General features: G+C 66.8%; 13 protein-coding genes. 4 read left to right on the forward strand and 9 right to left on the reverse strand.

The features are described from left to right. Positions 1-2 precede the first annotated feature (2 nt). Entirely contained in the window at positions 3-1,166 is a 1,164-nt protein-coding gene (locus ACIP21_RS03020) for an isovaleryl-CoA dehydrogenase (RefSeq protein WP_400683790.1), read from the reverse strand. A gap of 219 nt (positions 1,167-1,385) precedes the next feature. Between ACIP21_RS03020 and ACIP21_RS03025 the strand changes: the two genes are divergently transcribed. Then, positions 1,386-3,068, forward strand: coding sequence for an AMP-binding protein (locus ACIP21_RS03025; RefSeq protein ID WP_400683793.1), 1,683 nt, complete (start codon positions 1,386-1,388; stop codon positions 3,066-3,068). 48 nt (positions 3,069-3,116) lie between these two features. On the opposite strand, the gene ACIP21_RS03030 is transcribed toward ACIP21_RS03025, so the two are convergent. Both ACIP21_RS03030 and ACIP21_RS03035 read right to left on the reverse strand, forming a co-directional pair. After that, entirely contained in the window at positions 3,117-3,344 is a 228-nt protein-coding gene (locus tag ACIP21_RS03030; protein ID WP_400683795.1) for a hypothetical protein, read from the reverse strand. A gap of 114 nt (positions 3,345-3,458) precedes the next feature. Continuing rightward, on the reverse strand, positions 3,459-3,620 hold the full coding sequence (locus ACIP21_RS03035) for a hypothetical protein (protein WP_400683798.1): 162 nt from the start codon (positions 3,618-3,620) through the stop codon (positions 3,459-3,461). Between the two features lie 141 nt (positions 3,621-3,761). Between ACIP21_RS03035 and ACIP21_RS03040 the strand changes: the two genes are divergently transcribed. From ACIP21_RS03040 to glgB, 3 genes are all read left to right on the forward strand, one after another. Further along, positions 3,762-5,780 (forward strand): alpha-1,4-glucan--maltose-1-phosphate maltosyltransferase, encoded by a 2,019-nt coding sequence (locus ACIP21_RS03040; RefSeq protein ID WP_400683800.1) that lies wholly within the window; start codon positions 3,762-3,764, stop codon positions 5,778-5,780. 169 nt (positions 5,781-5,949) lie between these two features. Beyond that, the gene (gene treS, locus ACIP21_RS03045; protein WP_400683802.1) at positions 5,950-9,267 is read left to right on the forward strand and encodes a maltose alpha-D-glucosyltransferase; all 3,318 of its coding nucleotides are present in this window, start codon (positions 5,950-5,952) and stop codon (positions 9,265-9,267) included. Continuing rightward, a complete protein-coding gene (glgB, locus tag ACIP21_RS03050; RefSeq protein ID WP_400683804.1) occupies positions 9,264-11,459 on the forward strand; it encodes a 1,4-alpha-glucan branching protein GlgB in 2,196 nt (731 codons plus the stop codon). Before treS ends, glgB begins: the two co-directional genes overlap by 4 nt. A 117-nt stretch (positions 11,460-11,576) precedes the next feature. Here the strand turns inward: glgB and ACIP21_RS03055 are convergent, their stop codons facing one another. The 6 genes from ACIP21_RS03055 to treZ all read right to left on the reverse strand — a co-directional run bounded on the left by ACIP21_RS03055 (position 11,577) and on the right by treZ (position 21,881). Continuing rightward, positions 11,577-12,377, reverse strand: coding sequence for an autotransporter domain-containing protein (locus tag ACIP21_RS03055; protein WP_400683806.1), 801 nt, complete (start codon positions 12,375-12,377; stop codon positions 11,577-11,579). 364 nt (positions 12,378-12,741) lie between these two features. After that, a complete protein-coding gene (gene glgX / locus ACIP21_RS03060) occupies positions 12,742-14,895 on the reverse strand; it encodes a glycogen debranching protein GlgX (RefSeq protein WP_400683808.1) in 2,154 nt (717 codons plus the stop codon). A 125-nt stretch (positions 14,896-15,020) separates the two neighbouring features. After that, a complete protein-coding gene (locus tag ACIP21_RS03065) occupies positions 15,021-15,287 on the reverse strand; it encodes a DUF2934 domain-containing protein (protein ID WP_400683810.1) in 267 nt (88 codons plus the stop codon). Positions 15,288-15,301: 14 nt separating this feature from the next. Continuing rightward, on the reverse strand, positions 15,302-18,076 hold the full coding sequence (locus tag ACIP21_RS03070) for a malto-oligosyltrehalose synthase (RefSeq protein ID WP_400683812.1): 2,775 nt from the start codon (positions 18,074-18,076) through the stop codon (positions 15,302-15,304). Further along, on the reverse strand, positions 18,073-20,142 hold the full coding sequence (malQ, locus tag ACIP21_RS03075; protein ID WP_400683814.1) for a 4-alpha-glucanotransferase: 2,070 nt from the start codon (positions 20,140-20,142) through the stop codon (positions 18,073-18,075). Before malQ ends, ACIP21_RS03070 begins: the two co-directional genes overlap by 4 nt. Then, the gene (gene treZ, locus ACIP21_RS03080; RefSeq protein WP_400683816.1) at positions 20,139-21,881 is read right to left on the reverse strand and encodes a malto-oligosyltrehalose trehalohydrolase; all 1,743 of its coding nucleotides are present in this window, start codon (positions 21,879-21,881) and stop codon (positions 20,139-20,141) included. Before treZ ends, malQ begins: the two co-directional genes overlap by 4 nt. Positions 21,882-21,883 lie beyond the last annotated feature (2 nt).

The raw sequence follows: 21,883 nt of genomic DNA on the forward strand, positions 1-21,883 counted from the left end.
GTTCAGCGGGTTTCGTTGAACAATTCGCGGCCGATCAGCATCCGGCGGATTTCGCTGGTGCCGGCACCGATTTCGTACAGCTTGGCGTCGCGCAGCAGGCGGCCAGCCGGGAATTCGTTGATGTAGCCGTTGCCGCCGAGGATCTGGATCGCTTCCAGGGCCATCTGCGTGGCGCGTTCGGCGCTGTAGAGGATCACCCCGGCGGCGTCCTTGCGGGTGGTCTCGCCGCGGTCGCAGGCCTGGGCCACGGCATACAGGTAGGCGCGGCTGGCGTTGAGCTGGGTGTACATGTCGGCGATCTTGCCCTGGATCAGCTGGAATTCGCCGATGCTCTGGCCGAACTGCTTGCGGTCGTGGATGTACGGCACCACCAGGTCCATGCAGCTTTGCATGATGCCGGTCGGCCCGCCGGAGAGCACCACGCGCTCGTAGTCCAGGCCGCTCATCAGCACCCGCACGCCGCCGTTGAGCTGGCCGAGGATGTTTTCTTCCGGCACTTCGACGCCGTCGAAGAACAGCTCGCAGGTGTTGGAGCCGCGCATGCCCAGCTTGTCGAACTTGTTGCTGCGGCTGAAGCCTTGCCAGTCGCGCTCGACGATGAAGGCGGTGATGCCGTGCGCGCCCTTGTCCAGGTCGGTCTTGGCGTAGATCACATAGGTGTTGGCGTCGGGGCCGTTGGTGATCCAGGTCTTGCTGCCGTTGAGCACGTAGCGGTCGCCGCGTTTTTCGGCGCGCAGCTTCATCGACACCACGTCGGAGCCGGCGTTGGGCTCGCTCATGGCCAGGGCGCCGATGTGCTCGCCGCTGATCAGCTTGGGCAGGTACTTCTGCTTCTGTTCATGGGTGCCGTTGCGGTTGATCTGGTTGACGCAGAGGTTGGAGTGGGCGCCATAGGACAAGGCGACCGAGGCCGAGCCGCGGCTGATCTCTTCCATCGACACCACGTGGGCCAGGTAACCCAGGCCGGCACCGCCGTATTCCTCGGGCACGGTGATGCCGAGCAGGCCCATGTCGCCGAACTTGCGCCACATGTCGGCGGGGAACAGGTTGTCGTGGTCGATCTGCTGGGCGCGCGGCGCCAGTTCCGCGGCGACGAAGGTGCGTACCTGGTCGCGGAGCATGTCGATGGTCTCGCCCAGGGCGAAGTTCAGGGTGGGGTAATGCATGCGGGGGCACCTTGTTGTTCTTGAAATATGGGTAACACCGTAGCTCAAGGGGCGGGGGCCGAATCCTGTGGCCGGTGTCGTTCATCACCTTTACGTTAACGTAAACCTGCCTCTGGTGACTGTCAATCTACTCATCACCTTTACGTAAACGTAAATCTGCGCCAGAGTATCCGCAGCTCGCTTCAGCCGTGCCCAGAACAACCACAAGAAGGGACACCCATGAGTCAACCAAGCTACACCCGCGGTCGCCAGGACCAACCGCTGCTGACCCTGACCATCGGCCAGGCCTTCGATGCCACCGTCGCCCGTTGCGCCGACGCGCAAGCCCTGGTGGTTCGCCACCAGGGCCTGCGCTACAGCTGGCGGCAGCTGGCCGAGCAGGTCGAGATACATGCCCGGGCCCTGATGGCTCTGGGGCTGAACACCGGCGACCGGGTCGGCATCTGGTCGCCCAACTGCGCCCAGTGGTGCATCCTGCAGCTGGCCAGCGCCAAGGTCGGCGCGGTCCTGGTCAACATCAACCCGGCGTACCGCGTGGGCGAACTGGAGTACGTGCTACGCCAGTCCGGCTGCCGCTGGCTGGTATGCGCCGAAGCCTTCAAGACCTCTGATTACCAGGCCATGGTGCAGGAACTGGTGCCGGAGCTGGCGACCGCCAGTCTCGGCGAGCTGGCCAGCCAACGCCTGCCCGAACTGCGCGGGGTGATCAGCCTGGCGGCCAGCCCGCCCAGTGGCTTCCTGCCCTGGCAGGCACTGGCCGAGCGGGCAGGGCAGACCTCGGCCGAAGCCTGCTCGGCACGCCAGCGGGCCCTGCAGTTCGACCAGCCGGTGAACATCCAGTACACCTCCGGCACCACCGGCGCGCCCAAGGGCGCCACCCTCAGCCACTACAACATCCTCAACAACGGCTTCATGGTCGGCCAGAGCCTGGGCCTCAGCGAGCGCGACCGCATGGTGATCCCGGTGCCGCTGTACCACTGCTTCGGCATGGTCATGGCCAACCTCGGCTGCATCACCCATGGCAGTACCATGATCTACCCGAATGATGCCTTCGACGCCGAGCTCACCCTGCGCGCCGTGGCCGAGGAGCGCGCCAGCATCCTCTATGGCGTGCCGACCATGTTCATCGCCATGCTCGACCACCCGTCGCGCCGGCAGCTCGACCTGTCGACCTTGCGCAGCGGCATCATGGCCGGTGCCACCTGCCCGATCGAGGTGATGCGCCGGGTCATCGAGCAGATGCACATGGCCGAAGTGCAGATTGCCTACGGCATGACCGAAACCAGCCCGGTGTCGCTGCAGACCGGCCCGGACGACGAGCTGGAGCTGCGCGTGACCACCGTCGGCCGCACCCAGCCACAGCTGGAAAACAAACTGGTTGACGCCGACGGCTGCATCGTCGCCCGTGGCGAGATCGGCGAGCTGTGCACCCGTGGCTACAGCGTGATGCTCGGCTACTGGGACAACCCCCAGGCCACGGCAGATGCCATCGACCCGGCCGGGTGGATGCACACCGGCGACCTGGCGGTGATGGACGAGCAGGGGCATGTGCGTATTGTCGGGCGCAACAAGGACATGATCATTCGCGGGGGCGAGAACATTTACCCGCGTGAACTGGAAGAGTTCTTCTACACCCACCCGGCGGTGGCCGATGCCCAGGTGATCGGCATTCCGTGCAGCCGCTATGGCGAGGAAATCGTCGCCTGGATCAAGCTGCACCCGGGCCACAGCGCCACGGTGGAGGAGCTGCAGGGCTGGTGCAAGGCGCGTATCGCGCACTTCAAGGTGCCGCGGCATTTTCGCTTCGTCGACGAGTTCCCGATGACCGTGACCGGGAAGGTGCAGAAGTTTCGGATGCGCGAGATCAGTGTGGCGGAGCTATCGGCTGCAATGGCCGGTTGATCTACTGGCTTGTCCGGCCCCGTGGGAGCGGGTTTACCCGCGAAGGGGTCAGCACAGACGCTTCGTCGTGCAGATATCGCCCGCGACGTCGGCAAGGGTCTGGTAATCACGGCTGAGGGACAGGCCATATCGCTGTGCCAGCGCGCTCAATGCCGACTGGCATTTGGCCTGGTCCACATACTTCAAGCGGGTATGCAGCGACGGGTCGACCACGCCTGCATTCTGGAAGGTATCGACCACCTGACGCTCGCACACCTCACGCTTTTCGCTCGCCACGATAAATAGGGCTCCAGGTCCTGAATGGGGAGCCCTCATCTTCAGCGCTACCGACAAACGCGGCTACTGGCAAAAATATCAGTTGGCAAAAGAATCAGTTGCCATCGTCTACCCTTAAGCCTTCACCGGGGGCTCTTCATTGGGCGGATCGCCCACCGTCGGCGGCATGGTCGGCTTGATCGGCAGCTCGTCCGGATCTTCCTCCGGCACGGGCGGCGGCAGGCTCGGGTCGTCGATATTGGGGTCGGGTGTCTCCGGTGGAATGGGAATGTTCATTGCCTGACCTCGCAGGGGTGGTGTGAAGAGGTACTGCAGGCTCTGACCGCTGGCAGCTGCCGTTCGCTCCATTTTTTTGAACCCCACGCTGGTGCCCGGCTCTGAACCCTTACCGCCAATCAGCCTGAGGGAGCAAGGTCGATGTCACGAAACGAGCCCTTTGAAAGCGTGCCCATGGCGAACGATCACCCGGACCAGGCCATCAGCCTGTCCCAGGCGCTGCTGGCGCCGCGCATCGTGATCGAGGACAGCCAACCCGTGCTCGATGCCGGTACGTTCGCCGCCAAGGCCATCAGCGGCCAGCCGGTCGCGGTCAGCAGCAAGGTCTACAGCGACGGCCACGACCGCCTGGCGGTGACGCTCAACTGGCGCCAGGCCCACAGCCGCCGCTGGCATTGCGTGCCGATGCACTCGCCGGGCAACGATGTGTGGCTGGCCGAGTTCACCCCCAGCGAACTCGGCCCGCACCTGTTCAGCATCGAAGCCTGGATCGACCCGTTCGCCACCTACTGCCACGACCTGGAGAAGAAGTACCACGCCGGGGTCGAGGTCAAGCTGGAACTCGAGGAAGGGCGGTTGCTGCTCGGCAAGGGCGTGGACCTCAGCGCAGGCGCGCTGCGCGAGGAAATCCAAGCCCTGTGCGACAAGCTCGCGTCGCTGTCGCCCGACGACCAGGTGGCACTGTTGCTGCACCCCGATACCGCAGGCCTGATGGCCGACGCCGAGCACCGCAGCTACCTGACCCGCAGCCGCGAGTTCCCCGTCGACGTCGACCGCCCGGCGGCGCAGTTCGCCAGCTGGTACGAGCTGTTCCCACGCTCGATCACCGACAGCCGCGAGCGCCACGGCACCTTCAACGACGTCCACGAACGCCTGCCGATGATCCGCGACATGGGCTTCGACGTGCTGTACTTCCCGCCGATCCACCCGATCGGCACCCAGCACCGCAAGGGCCGCAACAATGCCCTGCGCGCCGAGCCCGGCGACCCCGGCAGCCCCTACGCGATCGGCAGCCCCGAGGGCGGCCACGAGGCCATCCACCCGCAGCTGGGCACGCGCGAGGACTTCCGCCGCCTGGTCGCCGCCGCCGCCGAGCACGGCCTGGAAATCGCCCTGGACTTCGCCATCCAGTGCTCCCAGGACCACCCCTGGCTCAAGCAGCACCCTGGCTGGTTCAGCTGGCGACCGGACGGCACCATCCGCTACGCCGAAAACCCGCCGAAGAAGTACCAGGACATCGTCAACGTCGATTTCTACGCCGCCGAGGCGGTGCCCAGCCTGTGGCTGGCGCTGCGCGACGTGGTGGTCGGCTGGGTCGAGGAGGGCGTGAAGACCTTTCGCGTCGACAACCCGCACACCAAGCCGCTGCCGTTCTGGCAATGGCTGATCGCCAATGTGCGCAGCCAGTACCCCGAGGTGATCTTCCTCGCCGAAGCCTTCACCAAGCCTGCGATGATGGCGCGCCTGGGCAAGGTCGGGTATGCGCAGAGCTACACCTACTTCACCTGGCGCAACAGCAAGCAGGAACTGCGCGAGTACTTCGAGCAGCTCAACCAGCCGCCGTGGCGCGATTGCTACCGGCCGAACTTCTTCGTCAACACGCCGGACATCAACCCGTTCTTCCTGCACACCAGCGGCCGCGCCGGCTTCCTCATCCGTGCCGCGCTGGCGACCATGGGCTCGGGCCTGTGGGGCATGTACTCGGGTTTCGAGCTGTGCGAAGCGACGCCGCTGCCAGGCAAGGAGGAGTACCTGGACTCGGAGAAGTACGAGATCCGCCCGCGCGACTTCAACCAGCCCGGCAACATCATCGCCGAGATCGCCCAGCTCAACCGCATCCGCCGGCATAACCGGGCGTTGCAGACGCACCTGGGGGTGGCCTTCTTCAACTGCTGGAACGACAACATTCTGTACTTCGCCAAGCGCACGCCCGAGCGCGACAACTACATCCTGGTGGCGATCAGCCTCGACCCGCACAACGCCCAGGAAGCCAGCTTCGAGCTGCCACTGTGGGAGCTGGGGCTGGACGACGATGCCGACACCTTGGGCGAGGACCTGATGAACGGCCACCGCTGGACCTGGCACGGCAAGACCCAGTGGATGCGCATCGAGCCCTGGCATCAGCCGTTCGGCATCTGGCGCATCGAAAAGGCCCGGTAATGCAACGTGAATCCCTGTAGGAGCGGCCTCGTGTCGCGAAAGGGCCGCACAGCGGCCCCGGCAACCTTGAGTGATGCGCCTGTTCCGGGGCCGCTTCGCAGCCCTTTCGCGACCCAAGGCCGCTCCTACAGGGATCGTGCAAGCCCAAGAAATCTGAAAGGAGTCACCCATGGCCAAGCGTTCCCGCCCGGCAGCCTTCATCGATGACCCGCTGTGGTACAAGGACGCCGTGATCTACCAGCTGCACATCAAGTCGTTCTTCGATGCCAACAACGACGGCATCGGCGATTTCGCCGGCCTGATCGGCAAGCTCGACTACATCGCCGAGCTTGGCGTCAACACCCTCTGGCTGCTGCCGTTCTACCCCTCGCCACGGCGTGACGACGGCTACGACATTGCCGAGTACAAGGCCGTGCACCCCGACTACGGCAGCCTGGCCGATGCCCGCCGGTTCATCGCCGAGGCGCACAAGCGCGGCCTGCGGGTGATTACCGAGCTGGTCATCAACCACACCTCCGACCAGCACCCCTGGTTCCAGCGTGCCCGCCACGCCAAGCGCGGCAGCAAGGCACGGGACTTCTACGTGTGGTCCGATGACGACCAGAAGTACGACGGCACGCGGATCATCTTCCTCGACACCGAGACGTCCAACTGGACCTGGGACCCGGTTGCCGGCCAGTACTTCTGGCACCGCTTCTATTCGCACCAGCCGGACCTCAACTTCGACAACCCGCTGGTACTCAAGGCGGTGATCGGGGTGATGCGCTTCTGGCTCGACCTGGGTGTCGACGGCCTGCGCCTGGACGCCATCCCCTACCTGATCGAACGCGACGGCACCAACAACGAGAACCTCGCCGAAACCCACACGGTGCTCAAGGCGATCCGCGCCGAGATCGACGCCAACTACCCCGACCGCATGCTGCTGGCCGAAGCCAACCAATGGCCCGAGGATACCCGCCCGTACTTCGGCGAAGGCGATGGCGACGAATGCCACATGGCCTTCCACTTCCCGCTGATGCCCCGCATGTACATGGCCCTGGCCATGGAGGACCGCTTCCCGATCACCGACATCCTGCGCCAGACCCCGGAGATCCCGGCCAACTGCCAGTGGGCGATCTTCCTGCGCAACCACGATGAGCTGACCCTGGAGATGGTCACCGACCGCGAGCGCGACTACCTGTGGAACCACTACGCCGAAGACCGCCGCGCGCGCATCAACCTCGGCATCCGCCGGCGCCTGGCGCCGCTGCTGCAACGTGACCGGCGGCGCATCGAACTGCTCAACAGCCTGCTGCTGTCGATGCCCGGCACGCCGACCCTGTACTACGGCGACGAACTGGGCATGGGCGACAACATCTACCTCGGCGACCGCGACGGCGTGCGCACGCCGATGCAATGGTCGCCGGACCGCAATGGCGGGTTCTCCCGGGCCGAGCCCCAGCGCCTGGTGCTGCCGCCGATCATGGACCCGCTGTATGGCTACCAGACCGTCAACGTCGAGGCCCAGGCCCACGACCCGCACTCGCTGCTGAACTGGACCCGCCGCCTGCTGGCGGTACGCAGGCAGCAGAAGGCCTTCGGCCGCGGCACCCTGCGCACGCTCACCCCCAGCAACCGGCGCATCCTCGCCTACATCCGCGAATACACCGACGCCGAGGGCAACAGCGAGGTGATCCTCTGCGTCGCCAACGTCTCCCGCGCTGCCCAGGCGGCGGAGCTGGAGCTTTCGCAGTACGCCGATAAAGTGCCGGTGGAGATGCTCGGCGGCAGCGCCTTCCCACCGATCGGCCAACTGCCGTTCCTGCTCACCTTGCCACCCTATGCCTTCTACTGGTTCCTGCTGGCCTCCCATGACCGCATGCCCAGCTGGCACGTCCAGGCCACCGAGGGGTTACCGGAATTGACCACGATCGTGTTGCGCAAACGCATGGAAGAACTGCTCGAATCGCCCTCCAGCGATACCTTGCAGCAGACGGTTCTGCCCCAGTACCTGCCCAAGCGGCGCTGGTTCGCCGGCAAGGAAAGCCCGATCGACCAGGTACGCCTGCGCTACGGCGTGCGTTTTGGCACTGCTACCACGCCGGTGTTGCTCAGCGAGATCGAAGTGCACGCCGATGGCGTCGCCAATCATTACCAGCTGCCGTTCGGTCTGCTGCCCGAAGAGCAGATCAACAGCGCACTGCCGCAGCAGCTGGCGCTGTCGCGGGTACGCCGAGGTCGCCAGGTCGGCCTGATCACCGATGCCTTCGTCCTCGAACCGTTCATACGCGCTGTGTTGCGCGCCTGCCAGGAGGGCATGCGCCTGCCTTGCGGCAATGGCGAGGGTGAGCTGCAATTCGACCGCACCGAGCAACTGGCCGGCCTTGAGCTCAACGAAGAAAGCGCAGTGCGTTACCTGAGCGCCGAGCAGTCCAACAGCTCGGTGGTGATCGCCGACCGCGTGGTGCTCAAGCTGATCCGCCGGGTCAACCCAGGCATTCACCCGGAACTGGAAATGAGCGCCTACCTGACCGCCGCCGGCTTCGCCAACATCTCACCGCTGCTGGCCTGGGTCAGCCGCATCGATGAGCAGGGCGCACCGCACCTGTTGATGATCGCCCAGGGCTACCTGAGCAACCAGGGCGATGCCTGGGCCTGGACCCAGAACACCCTGGAACGGGCCATCCGTGACGAAATGGAACCCTCCAGCGGCGAAGCCGAGGCGCACACCGATGCGCTGGCGGAACTCACCGATTTCGCCGGCCTGCTCGGCCAGCGTCTGGGCGAGATGCACCTGCTGCTGGCCGCGCCAAGCACCGATGCGGCTTTCCAGCCACGCCCCAGCGACGGCGAAGACAGTGCCCGCTGGAGCACCCAGATCAGCGCCGAGCTGAGCCACGCCCTCGACCTGCTGGCCCAGCACCGCGAGCACCTCGACAGCGACAGCCAGGCCCTGGTCGACGACCTGCAGCAGCGCGAGGGCCTGGCCCAGCACATCGCCAAGCTGGCCGAGCAGGCCCGCGGCGGCTTGCTGATGCGCGTGCATGGCGACCTGCACCTGGGCCAGGTGCTGGTGGTGCAGGGTGATGCCTACCTGATCGATTTCGAGGGCGAGCCCTCCCGGCCGCTGGACGAACGCCGGGCCAGACACAGCCCGTACAAGGATGTCAGCGGCGTGTTGCGATCCTTCGACTATGCTGCTGCGATGATCTTGCGCAGTGCGTCTGCGGTCGACCTTGGCGACCCGGCGCGTCAGGCTCGTCAACGTGTTGCCCGGCAGTACCTGCACCAGTCGCGTCATGCCTTCGTCGAAGCCTATGGCCTGGCCACCGCCGCCATGCCCCATGCCTGGCAGCAGGCCGAGGGCGAGCGCGCCGCGCTGGAGTTGTTCTGCCTGGAAAAAGCCGCCTACGAAATCACATACGAAGCCGAGAACCGTCCGAGCTGGCTGGCCGTGCCCTTGCATGGCCTGCATGGACTGATCAGTACCTGGGGAGAGTCAGAATGAACGTTACAACGCGTGAAAACGGTGGCCTTCGGCAACGGGACGTGGACGCCCTGGCCCGCGCCGAGCACGCCGATCCCTTTGCCGTGCTCGGTCCACATGGTGAATGGGTGCGCGCCTTCCTGCCCGGTGCACTGAGCGCGCGCGTGCTGGCGCGCCAGGATGGGCGCATCCTCGCCGAAATGGTGCAAGGCAGCCTGCCTGGGCTGTTCACCGCGCACCTCGACCAGGCACAGCCGTACCTGCTGCAGGTCGGTTGGGCCGGTGGCGAGCAGGTCACCGAAGACCCGTACAGCTTTGGCCCACAGCTGGGCGACATGGATCTCTACCTGTTCGCCGAGGGCAACCACCGCGACCTGTCCGGGCGCTTCGGCGCCCAACCCAGCCAGGTCGATGGCGTCGATGGCGTGTGTTTCTCGGTGTGGGCGCCGAACGCCCGGCGGGTGTCGGTGGTGGGCGACTTCAACAACTGGGACGGCCGTCGCCACCCCATGCGCCTGCGCCACAGCGCCGGGGTCTGGGAGCTGTTCGTGCCGCGCCTGGGCGTGGGCGAAACCTACAAGTTCGAAGTGCTGGGCAAGGACGGCGTGCTGCCACTCAAGGCCGACCCGCTGGCCCGCGCCACCGAGCTGCCACCGAGCACGGCGTCGAAGGTGGCCGGCGAGCTGAGCCACGCCTGGCATGACCACGAATGGATGGAGCAGCGTGCCCAGCGCCATGCCTACAGTGCGCCGTTGTCGATCTACGAGCTGCACCCCGGATCCTGGCAATGCGAGCTCGACGAGGTGGGCGAAGTGTCGCGCTACTTCAACTGGCGCGAGCTGGCCGAGCGCCTGGTGCCCTACGTGCAGCAATTGGGTTTCAGCCACATCGAGCTGCTGCCGATCATGGAGCACCCGTTCGGCGGCTCCTGGGGCTACCAGCCGTTGTCGCTGTTCGCGCCGACCTCGCGCTATGGCAGTGCCGAGGACTTCGCATTCTTCGTCGATGCCTGCCACCAGGGCGGCATCGGCGTGATCCTCGACTGGGTGCCGGCGCATTTCCCCACCGACGAGCATGGCCTGGCGCGCTTCGACGGTACCGCGCTGTACGAGTACGACAACCCGCTGGAAGGCTTCCACCAGGACTGGAACACGCTGATCTACAACCTCGGCCGCAACGAGGTGCGCGGCTTCATGCTGGCGTCGGCGCTGCACTGGCTCAAGCACTTCCATGTCGACGGCCTGCGCGTCGATGCGGTCGCCTCGATGCTGTACCGCGACTATTCGCGCAAGGCCGGCGAGTGGGTACCCAACCGCCACGGCGGGCGCGAGAACCTCGAGGCCATCGACTTCATCCGTCACCTCAACGGCATCGCTGCCCATGAAGCGCCGGGGGCGCTGATCATCGCCGAGGAGTCCACCGCCTGGCCGGGCGTCAGCCAGCCGATCCAGCAGGGCGGCCTGGGCTTTGCCTACAAGTGGAACATGGGCTGGATGCATGACACCCTGCACTACATCCAGAACGACCCGGTGCACCGCACCTACCACCACAACGAAATGAGCTTCGGCCTGATCTATGCCTATTCCGAGCATTTCATCCTGCCGATCTCCCACGACGAAGTGGTGCACGGCAAGCACTCGCTGATCGACAAGATGCCCGGCGACCGCTGGCAGAAGTTCGCCAACCTGCGCGCCTACCTGACCTTCATGTGGACCCACCCGGGCAAGAAGCTGCTGTTCATGGGTTGCGAGTTCGGCCAGTGGCGCGAGTGGAACCATGACCAGCAACTGGACTGGTACCTGTTGCAGTATCCGGAACACCAGGGCGTGCAGCGCCTGGTCGGCGACCTCAACCGGCTGTACCGCGAGCTGCCGGCGTTGCACGAGCAGGACTGCCAGCCCCAGGGCTTCCAGTGGCTGATCGGCGATGACGCGCACAACAGCGTGTTTGCCTGGCTGCGCTGGAGCAGCCAGGGCGAGCCGTTGCTGGTGGTGGCCAACTTCACCCCGGTGCCCCGTGAGGGGTACCGGATTGGCGTGCCGTTCGGCGAGCGTTGGCAGGAGCTGTTGAACAGTGATGCCGAGCTGTATGCCGGGTCGAATGTCGGCAACCTGGGCGCGGTGCACAGTGACGAGGTGGCCAGCCATGGGCAGCCGTTGTCGCTGGCCCTGAACCTGCCGCCGCTGGGAGTGCTGGTGATGAAGCCGGCCTGATCTTTCGCCTGCGTCGGCCTCTTCGCGGGTAAACCCGCTCCCACAGGTATTGCACATCCGTGAAGGAGTGTGCGGTCCCTGTGGGAGCGGGTTTCCCCGCGAACTGGCCGGCACAGGCTACCAGCGCATCCTCACCCCCAGGCTGCCAATCAACCCGTTGATGTCATTGTCATCCACATCGCTGCTGTAATCGGCACTGACGAACAACGCCACCGATGGCGTCACCCGCGCCACCAGCCCCAACCCCAGTTCCACCGTGGTCGAATAGCGCGAGCTGGAAATCTTGTCGACCTGGTCCAGCTTCACCTCGTCGGCATTGCTGAAGTCGTACCAGACGCTGGTGCGCACATAGGGCTCGATCGGCATGCCGTTGACATCGTAGCGCCCGGACAGCTTGGCGCCGACCCGGCCGCTCCAGCTGGGCGCATTGTCGAAGGCCTGCGAGGTGGCCACCGGTACCTGGCCGCCGGGGTAGAAGCGCTGGTTGACCACTTGTGCCTGGGGTTCGATCACCCAGTTGCCGCCCAGGCTGATCGGGAAGCCGCCTTCCACCGAGAAGGATGTTGCGCGGCTGCTGCCATTGGCGCCAAGGCCCTGGTCGCCATCGATGCGCGAACCGGTGGCCACGGCATCCAGGTGCCAGCCCTGCGCGTGGGTCAGGCTCCAGTAGGCGCCCTGGCCCTCGCCGCTGAGGCTGACCGCGTTGCGTTGCATGTCGGCCACCTGCGGGCGAGGCCCCTCGAGGTTGCCTTGCAAGCTGTCGTGGCCGACGAAGGTGCCTGTGCGCAGCACCGTCGCCGGCTGTTGCCGGACAGTGGGATTTGCCGTGTTTTCCAGCAGTTCGTAGGCAAAGGTTTCCACCGGGGTTGCCAGAAGCAGCGACGTGGAAACCGCGCAGAAAATCGAGGTGTTTTTCATGGCGGATCTCCTGAGTTTCGTTGTACAGCCCAAGGATCTGGCCTGCGTGTCACGAGCTGTACGACAAAAACAGAGGGCGACCCAAACCAGCACGCGAAGGCCCGCTGGCGCGCGCAAAGGCGCGAGCTAGAGGCCCGGCATGAGTAATTACCGTAGATGGTACTGTTCAGCTAAGGAGAGGTCGGCGCTTGCGTCAAGATTATGTGCAGGGCACGTTCAAGCACGATGCCTGATGCCAAGGCCTTGATTATCCTGATAATCGAGCCGGGTATAGCGGGCTTCGCTATTTGCCCGGCGTCGACTATGCCGAATCATTGCTAGAGGCGCACCTCTTGCGCAAGGCGCTTGCACCTGGCGGGCGGGATCAGTCTTCCTCGCGCTGCAACACCATCAGCAGGAACGACCGGCCCTGGACCTCGAAGGTACTGTCGAATTGCAGGTGCTGCGGCTTGCGCATTTCCGGCCGGTCGGTGTCGAGCAGGCAGCTCCAGTACTCGCCTTCAGGCACCGACGGCAACTGGAAGGGCACCACATCATGGTGGGCATTGACGATCAGCAGCATGGTCGCCTCGGCGCCCGGCCTGGCGATACCGCTGACCTGCGCGCGGCCATCGATCAGCATGCCCAGGCAACGCCCGTGCGGGTCCTCCCACTGCTCCACGCTCATCTCGCTGCCGTCCGGCGCCAGCCAGGTCACGTCCTTGACCCCGATCGCCTCGTTGTAGTCGCCGACCAAGAAGCGCGAGCGGCGCAGCACCGGGTAGGCCAGGCGCAAGCGGGTCAGGCGCTTGACGAATGCCTGCAGGTCCGTGCCGTCCTGGTCCAGGTCCCAGTTGACCCAACCGATCTCGCTGTCCTGGCAGTAGGCATTGTTGTTGCCGTGCTGGGTTCGGCTGAACTCGTCGCCGGCGACGATCATCGGCGTGCCTTGGGCAAGCAGCAGGGTGGCGAAGTAGTTGCGCATCTGGCGCATGCGCAGGGCGTTGACCTCAGGGTCGTCGGTCGGGCCTTCGACGCCGCAGTTCCACGACAGGTTGTTGTCGGTGCCGTCCTGGTTGTTCTCGTCGTTGTCCTCGTTGTGCTTGCCGTTGTACGACACCAGGTCGCGCAGGGTGAAGCCGTCGTGGGCGGTGACGAAATTGACCGAAGCGTAGGGCCGCCGGCCACGGTTGTTGAACAGGTCGCCCGAGGCGGTCATGCGCGAGGCAAAGTCGGCCAGCTGGCCTTCGTCACCCTTCCAGAACGCGCGCACGGTGTCGCGGAAGCGGTCGTTCCATTCCGCCCAGCCCGGCGCGAAGTTGCCCACCTGGTAACCGCCGGGGCCGCAGTCCCAGGGCTCGGCGATCAGTTTCACCTGGCTCAGCATCGGGTCCTGGCGGCAGGCGACGAGGAAGCCGTGGCGTTCGCTGTAGCCGTCGTGGTAGCGGCCGAGGATGGTCGCCAGGTCGAAGCGGAAGCCATCCACGCGCATCTCGCCGGCCCAGTAGCGCAGCGAGTCGGTGACCAGCTGCAGGACCCGCGGGTGGCTCAGGTCGAGGGTGTTGCCGGTGCCGGAATCGTTGATGTAGAAACGCTTGTCGTCGGGCATCAGGCGGTAGTACGAGGCGTTGTCGATGCCGCGCATGGACAGGGTCGGGCCGCGCTCGTTGCCTTCGGCGGTGTGGTTGTAGACCACGTCGAGGATCACCTCCAGGCCGGCGTCATGCAGGTGCGCGACCATCTCCTTGAACTCGGCGATCTTGCCGCTGGCAAGGTAGCGCGGGTGTGGCGCGAAGAAGGCGATGCTGTTGTAGCCCCAGTAGTTGTTCAGGCCTTTTTCCAGCAGGTGCTGGTCGTTGACGAAGGCGTGGATCGGCAGCAGCTCGATGCTCGACACGCCCAGCTCCTTGATGTGCCTGAGCAGCTCGTCGTTGGCCAGGCCGGCGAAGGTGCCGCGCAGTTTTTCCGGCACTGCGGGGTGGCGCATGCTGATGCCGCGGGTGTGGGCCTCGTAGATGATCGTGCGCTCCCAGGGGGTCTGCACCGGCTGGTCGCGGCCCCAGGTGAAGGCCGGGTCGATGACCTTGCACTTGGGCACGAAGGGCGCGCTGTCGCGCTCGTCGAACGACAGGTCGCCGTCGGGGTGGCCGATGGTGTAGCCAAACAGTGCCTCGGACCATTTCAGGCTGCCGACCAGTTGCTTGGCGTAGGGGTCGATCAGCAGTTTGTTGGGGTTGAAGCGGTGGCCGTTCTGCGGCTCGTAGGGGCCGTATACACGGTAGCCGTAGACCAGCCCGGGGTGGGCGTCGGGCAGGTAGCCGTGGTAGATCTCGTCGGTGTATTCGGGCAGTTCGATGCGCTCGATTTCCTGCTCGCCGGTGGAGTCGAACAGGCACAGCTCGACCTTGGTGGCGTTGGCCGAGAACAGGGCGAAGTTGACCCCCAGGCCGTCCCAGGTGGCGCCCAGCGGGAAAGGCAGGCCTTCGCGGATGCGCGACGGGGCGACGGAGCGGGTTTTCTTCGGGGTGCGGGGGCTCATGGCGGTCCTCGATTGGCCGTGGTGGAGGAAGTGTTGCGGGGACCTGCACCGGCCTCTTCGCGGGTAAACCCTCCCACACGCTGCCCTGTGGGAGCGGGTTTACCCGCGAAAGGGCCGCACAGGCTTCAGCCGGCAGCGGGCTTTTTCGCAGCCCTTGGCTTCTTCGCAGCAGGCGTTTTTGCCGCCGGCAGGGCGGTCACCTTGGGCTCGGCAGGCGCCTTGGCCTTGGCCGGCGCGCGCTTGCGCGGTGCCGCCTTGGGTGCCAGCGCCTCGGCTTCGGCGAGTTTGCGGGCCATGTCCCAGTGGCGGTCTTCCTGGCCGGCGGGTTGGCCTTCCGATTCCCAGATCTGGTAAGCGAATTCGCGGATACGTTTTTCATCGACACTCATCATGACGCTCCTGATGCTCAAGATTGTTGTATCAACAGGTTGACCGGAAACTCCGCCAGCACGGCGCTCAACATCAGCTCCCTAGAAGGGCTGACCGCTGCGCTGGGAAAAAGTCCAGTCGAGTTGGCAGGCGACAAGGCAAACGGCAAGATCACCCGGGTGTCGTCCCAGTTCTGAGCCGGGATCAACGGTATCGTGGCGCTGCCCAGCAGGCCGCTGGCCAGGCGCGGTGCAACGATGATGGCGCGTTCGTCTTCACCCAGGCGGGCAAAGGCGATGACCTGGTCGGCATGCCGGCCCTGCACGGTCAGCGGCAGGTAGGCGCCGCGGCGGAACAGCTCGGCGTGGGCCTGGCGGCAATCCAGCACGCGGGCCACCAGTGCCTGCTTGAGACGGCCGTCACGCCAGTGCGCCAGCAGCTCGCCCGGCGGCGTGGCGTCGTCCAGGGTGCGACGCCTGCAAGCGTAGTCCACGGCGCGGCGGTTGTCCGGGTCGACCAGGCTGAAATCCCAGTACTCGTTGCCCTGGTACAGGTCGGGGACACCGGGCACGGTCATGCGCAGCAGGGCCTGGACCAGGCCGTTGAGGGCGCCGGGGCAGGCGAGCAGTTGCGCCGCATCGGCCAGCGAGCGGCGCAGTTGCTGGTTTTCCCGATCCAGCAGCAGGCCATCGACATAGGCGGCACAGGCCGCTTCGTAGGCCTCGTTCGGCGCGCTCCAGCTGCTGCGCAGCTTGGCCTCGCGCAGGGCCTTCTGCTGCCACTGGCGGATGCGCTCGGCGTACTGGCGCAGGGCGTTGTCATCCTGCAGGTCCAGCGCCAGCGGCCAGCTGCCGAGCAGTGTCTGCAACAGCAGCAGCTCGTCAGCAGGGCTGGGCGCCAGGCCATCGTCGAGGGCTTGGCGCAGCGGCGCGGCCAGCTCGCGCCAGTGCTCGACGCGGCTGGCGAACCAGGCGCCGCGCTCGCTCAGCACGGCCAGGCGCGCGCGGGTGTCTTCACCGCGCTTGTGGTCGTGGGTGGCGGTGGCCAGCAGGCAGTCGGGGAAGTCGCGCAGGCGGCGCTGGGCCTCGTTGTGGAAATGCGCCGGCGCGGCGCTGAAAAGCTCGGCCTCGAAACCCACGTCGTTGCGTGACAGCAGCCGTGCCGAGCGGTAGAAGGCGGTGTCTTCCACGGCCTTGGCGGCACTGGGCGCGGTGAGCTGCTGGAAGCGCACGCAGGCATGGCGCAGGTGCTTGCGCGGGCGGCCCGGCGGCAGGTGGCGCCAGGGCTGGCCGCCGAGCCACTGGGCGAGCTGGTCGAGCAATGGCCAGTCGGCTTCGGCCAGGTCCTGGCGGGCATTGGCCAGGGCCTGCTGGAAGAACCGCTCGTCCTCGGCCGGGCGGCCACAGGCGTTGAAATACGTGCGATACACCGGGTAATGCGCGACCAGCGCCTGCAACGCGCGGCGGATGGCGCCGAGGGTCAGGTCGCGGGTCATCAGGTCGTCGCGGGCGACTTGCAGCAGGGCCTGGGCCACCGACTCGCAGTCGCCGGCCAGGCTCGCGTTGAGCACCAGGTGACGGGCCTGGCGCACCTCTTCGGCAAAGTCCGGCCGCTCGCTGAGCGTGGCCCACAGCTCGGTCAGCGGCGCTTCCCCGGCCGGGTCATGCTGCAGCAGCGACACCTGGTTCATGAACTCGTAGCCGGTGGTGCCGTCGGTGAGCCAGTCGCGGTGCAGGTGCTCGCCGGCGCCAAGGATCTTCTCGACATAGATCGGAAAGTGCTCAAGCGCGGCATTCAGCGGGCGCCGGGCGAGCAGGCCGTCGACCCGGCGGCGCAGCTTGCGGCAGTAGCCGCGCGGGTCGGCCAGGCCGTCGATGTGGTCGATGCGCAGGCCGTCCACCAGGCCACGCTCGATCAGCTCGAACAGTTTGGCGTGGGTCGCCTCGAACACCACCGCGCGCTCCACCCGCAGGCCGCCGAGCTCGTTGATGTCGAAGAAGCGCCGCCAGTTGATGTCGTCGGCGGCGGTGCGCCAGCTGGCCAGGCGGTAGGTCTGGCGTTCGAGCAGCAGGTGCAGGCGCTTGAAGCCGGCTTCGCTGCGGCTGTCGAAGGCGAGCAGGGCCGATTGCAGGTCGGCGCCGTCACGCACCAGGCGTGCCAGTTCGGCGTGCAAGGGCAGGGCGTCGGCCAGGGGGGCGGCGGCGTCGCCCAGGGCGGTGAAGTGTTCGGCCAGGGCCGCCAGCGCAGGCTCGGGGCTCTGCGCGAGAATCCAGCCGTAGTCCAGCGGGCAGATCGGGAAACGATGTTCGTGGTGAGCGACTTGCAACTGGCCCAGGTGCGGGTCGAACTGCAAGGGCATTTCGCCGTTCTTCAGGGCAGTGCCATAGTCGCTGCCGAGGAACGGCAGCAGCAGCTGGCCGGCCAGCAGGGGGTCGCTGGAGTGCCACTGGATATCGAAGAATTCCGCGTAGGGGCTGCGCCTGCCCCACGCCAGCAGGCTCTGCCACCAGGGGTTGTCGGCGCCGCCCACGGCCATGTGGTTGGACACGGTATCGAGCAGCAGGCCCATGCCATGCTGGCGCAGCGCGGCCACCAGCCGTTGCAGCGCGGCCTCGCCGCCGAGTTCCGGGTTGACCTGGGTCGGGTCGACCACGTCGTAGCCGTGGCGCGAGCCGGCACGGGCCTTGAGGATCGGCGAGGCATACAGGTGGCTGATGCCCAGCTGGGCGAAATAGGGCACCAGCGGCACCGCGTCGTCGAGGGTGAAGTCGCTGTGAAATTGCACGCGCAAGGTGGCGCTCAACGGTTTCATCGGTCGCGCTCCCAGGCTTGCTCGCGGGCCTGGGCCAGCAGCTCCAGGCGCCGTGCGGCGTGTTCGTCATCCAGCAGTTCGCGCACGGGGGCGGCAAAGCGGCGGCGCCAGTTGGGGTGGCCGCTCGTGGTGCCTGGCAGGTTGGGCTGCTCGTCGCTGCCGAGCAGGTCTTCCAGCGGGATCAGCACCAAGGGGGCGCGGGTGTGACCAACGTAGCGGATGGCGGCATCGATCACGGCGTCGTTGTCCTGCTGCGGGCCGTAGTTGGCTTCCAGGGTATGGCGCAGGCCTTCGCTTTCCTTATGCCGCTCGTGGCGCCAGTGCAGCTCGGTGGCGGCGTCGATCAGTTGCAGGCGGTGGTTCCAGTCGATGTCGCGGCTCTGCAGCCAGCCGGCCAGGGGCGCCAGGTCGTGGGTGCCGGTGGTGGCCAGGGCGTTGTCCGGCCAGTCGAGGATCGGCTTGAAGTGGCCCGGCCGGGTCTGTTCGAAGGGCAGCACGCGCATGCCCAGCACGGCCTTGGCCGCCAGTTGCTCGCGCAGGCCTTCGGGCACGGTGCCGAGGTCTTCGCCGAGGATGATCGCCTGGTGACGCACCGATTCCAGGGCCAGCAGGCGCAGCAGGTCGTCCAGCGGGTAGTGCAGGTAGGCGCCTTCGCTGGGCTTGCAGCCACGCGGGATCAACCACAGCCGGCGCAGGCCCATGACATGGTCGATGCGCAGGCCGCCAGCGTGGGCCAGGTTGGCCCGCAGCATCTCGATGAAGGCGCGGTAGCCATTGCGCTTGAGGCCTTCGGGGGAGAAGGCGCAGATGCCCCAGTCCTGGCCGGAGCGGTTGAGGATATCGGGCGGTGCACCGACCTTGAGGTCGGCCAGCAGCTCGTCCTGGCGGCTCCAGGCCTGGCTGCCGGCGCCGTCGGCACCGACCGCCAGGTCGGCGATCAGGCCGATCGCCATGCCGTTGCTGCGTGCGGCGTGCTGGGCACGTTGCAGGCTGCGCTCGGTCAGCCACTGGCAGAAGGCATGGAACTCGACCTTGGCCGGATAGGCGTTGGCGAAGGCTTCGACTTCCGGGTGATAAGGGTCGTGCCAGGCACTCGGCCAGTGGCGCCAGTCGGCGCCCAGGCCGTGCTCCATGGCTTGCGCCTGCAGCACCTCGAAGCGGCAATGGTGCTCCAGGGCCTGGCCACGGGCTTCGCGGAAACTGTCGAAGTCCTTGCGCAGCGGGTGGTCGGCCTGGCTGAAATCCTGGTACAGCGCTTCGAGCAGGCGCAAGCGGGCATCGGCGGCGCGTGGCCAGTCGACCAGGGGGCGCTGCTCCAGGTCCTCGAGCACCTGCTCCAGGCCGCAGGCCTCGATCGCGATGCGCACGGCGCGCTCGCCCAGCAGCGCGGCGGGGCTGGCGTAGAGGGTATTGAGCAACAGCCGGCTGGACGGCGAGTAGGGGCTGTAGTGCTGCTGGTCGACTGCCGACAGCGCGTGCACCGGGCTGATCGCCAGGGCATCGGCGCCGCGCTCGGCGGCGCTGCGGGCCAGTTGCTCCAGGGCCAGGCAGTCGCCGAAGCCGCCATCGCCGGTGCGCCGCAGGCTGTAGAGTTGCACGGCCAGGCCCCAGAGCCGCGCTGGCGGTTCGGCCACGGCATCAGCCAGGCTGTGGCAGCGTGGTGGCGCCACGGCGAGGGTGAAACTGCGGTCGTTGATGTGCAGCAGGTGATAGCCGACCGGCAGGCCGCCGGGCAGGTTGCCCTGGGCATCCAGGGTCAGGTCCTGCAGGCGGTTGCTTTCCAGGGTGCAGCGCACGGCACTGCCGGGCGGGAAGTAGCGGTGCAGGGGCAGCGGCTGGTCCTGCTCGGCGGTCAGCAGCGGCGGCAGGTGATCGCTGTCTTCGGCGGCCTCCACGGCGCGCAGGCTGGCCTGGATGGCCGGTTCGTCGTCGGCGGGGTGGCCCAGCCCCTCGAGGACCTTGCGCAGCACCTCGTCGCTGACCTGCTGGGGGCGGTTGTTGGCGTCGATCCAGTCGCGGGCCAGCCCGACGCGGGCGGCCAGTTGGTGCAGGGCGGTTTCGCTCATGGGCGCTCCTGGCCAGGTGGAAGCAGGCTGACCACGCAGCAGTGGGCGGACAGCGCGGAATCGGGGTGCGTGGTGTCGCTGCTGTCGAACAGCCGGCGTTCGGCGCTGGGCAGTTCGACGGCCTGGGGCGTGGCCGCCAGGTTCAGGTCGATGCGCAGGGTGTTGCCATCGCCCAGGCGCCAGCGTGCGGTCAGTGCCTTGTCGCCGAGGACTTCGGCGCCCAGCGCCTGGCTGCCGGGCAGGTGCGGGATGACATGGCGTCGGCGCAGGTCGAGCAGTTGCTGGTAGAGGCCGTGCCAGCCGGCGATGACCTCCTGGCTTGTCGGGCGTGACGCTTCGAAGGTCTGCTCGGCGTTGGGGTCGGGAATATGCTCGCGCTGCTCCGGGTCGGCGAATGCCTTGAAGTGGGCGAACTCGCCGCGTCGGCCTTCGCGCACGGCGTCGGCCAGTTCGTCGTGGAAGTCGGTGAAGAACAGGAACGGCCGGCAGCTGCCATCGTCGTCGCCCATGAACAGCAGCGGGATCATCGGTGCCAGCAGCAGCAGGCCGGTGGCCGCGCGCAGGGCCGGCGGCGGGCACAGGCGGGTCAGGCGCTCGCCCAGGGCGCGGTTGCCGATCTGGTCGTGGTTCTGCAGGAACAGCACGAAGGCACTGGGCGCCAGGTGCCCGCTGGGCTCGCCGCGCGGCGTGCCGTGGCGGTTGGCCTGGCCCTGGAAGACGAAGCCTTCGCTCAGGCAGCGGGCCAGCTTGTCGATGGGCCTGGCCTGGTAGTCGGCGTAGTAGCCTTCGGTTTCGCCGGTCAGCAACACATGCAGGGCGTTGTGGCCGTCGTCGTTCCACTGGGCGTCGAAGCCCTGTTCGAGCAGGGAGGCCTGGTTGTGTTCGTTTTCCAGCACCAGCCACACCTGGCGGCCGGGCTCGACGGCGGCGCGCACGCGCTGGGCCAGCTCGACCAGGAAGTCGGGCTGGTCGATGGCGTGCACGGCATCCAGGCGCAGGCCGTCGCAGCGGTAGTCGCACAGCCACATCAGGGCGTTCTGGATGAAGTACTCGCGCACCTCGCGGCGACGAAAATCGATGGCCGCGCCCCAGGGGGTCTGGCGGTCTTCACGGAAGAACGGGCTGGCGTACTGGTGCAGGTGGTTGCCGTCCGGGCCGAAGTGGTTGTACACCACGTCCACCAGCACCATCAGGCCCTGGCCGTGGGCCTGGTCGACCAGCGCGCACAATTGTTCGGGGCTGCCGTAGCTGTGCTGCGGCGCGTAGGGCAGCACGCCGTCGTAGCCCCAGTTGCGCTCGCCGGGGAACTGCCCCAGGGGCATCAGTTCGATGGCGCTGATGCCCAGCGCCGCCAGGCGCGGCAGGTGCCGGGCAACGCCGGGGTAGCCTTCGAGCACCCCGACGTGCAGCTCCTGGATCACCGCCTCGTGCCACGGGCGGCCGTGCCAGGGGTGTTGCCAGGCGTAGGCGGCGGTGTCGACCACCTGGCTCGGCCCCTGCACGCCTTCGGGCTGAAAGCGCGAAGCCGGGTCGGCCACCTGCAACCGGCCGTCGATGCGGTAGTGATAGCGGTCACCGGCCTGGCACGGGGCAACCCCCGTGTACCAGCCGTTGTCCTCGGGCTGCAGCTCGATCGAGGGCTGCTGCTCCAGTTCCAGGCTCACGCTGCGCGCATCCGGTGCCCACAGGGCGAAGCGCGCCGACGTGGCGTCCAGCAGGTGTGCGCCATGTCTGTGCATCG

It is taken from the genome of Pseudomonas sp. NPDC089401, assembly GCF_044749485.1.
Lineage (GTDB): Bacteria > Pseudomonadota > Gammaproteobacteria > Pseudomonadales > Pseudomonadaceae > Aquipseudomonas.

Coding starts and splice junctions, on each gene's coding strand:
- ACIP21_RS03020 (WP_400683790.1), bottom strand. CDS start 1,166: ATGCATTACCCCACCCTGAACTTCGCCCTGGGCGAGACCATCGACATG.
- ACIP21_RS03025 (WP_400683793.1), top strand. CDS start 1,386: ATGAGTCAACCAAGCTACACCCGCGGTCGCCAGGACCAACCGCTGCTG.
- ACIP21_RS03035 (WP_400683798.1), bottom strand. CDS start 3,620: ATGAACATTCCCATTCCACCGGAGACACCCGACCCCAATATCGACGAC.
- ACIP21_RS03040 (WP_400683800.1), top strand. CDS start 3,762: ATGTCACGAAACGAGCCCTTTGAAAGCGTGCCCATGGCGAACGATCAC.
- treS (WP_400683802.1), top strand. CDS start 5,950: ATGGCCAAGCGTTCCCGCCCGGCAGCCTTCATCGATGACCCGCTGTGG.
- glgB (WP_400683804.1), top strand. CDS start 9,264: ATGAACGTTACAACGCGTGAAAACGGTGGCCTTCGGCAACGGGACGTG.
- ACIP21_RS03055 (WP_400683806.1), bottom strand. CDS start 12,377: ATGAAAAACACCTCGATTTTCTGCGCGGTTTCCACGTCGCTGCTTCTG.
- glgX (WP_400683808.1), bottom strand. CDS start 14,895: ATGAGCCCCCGCACCCCGAAGAAAACCCGCTCCGTCGCCCCGTCGCGC.
- ACIP21_RS03065 (WP_400683810.1), bottom strand. CDS start 15,287: ATGATGAGTGTCGATGAAAAACGTATCCGCGAATTCGCTTACCAGATC.
- ACIP21_RS03070 (WP_400683812.1), bottom strand. CDS start 18,076: ATGAAACCGTTGAGCGCCACCTTGCGCGTGCAATTTCACAGCGACTTC.
- malQ (WP_400683814.1), bottom strand. CDS start 20,142: ATGAGCGAAACCGCCCTGCACCAACTGGCCGCCCGCGTCGGGCTGGCC.
- treZ (WP_400683816.1), bottom strand. CDS start 21,881: ATGCACAGACATGGCGCACACCTGCTGGACGCCACGTCGGCGCGCTTC.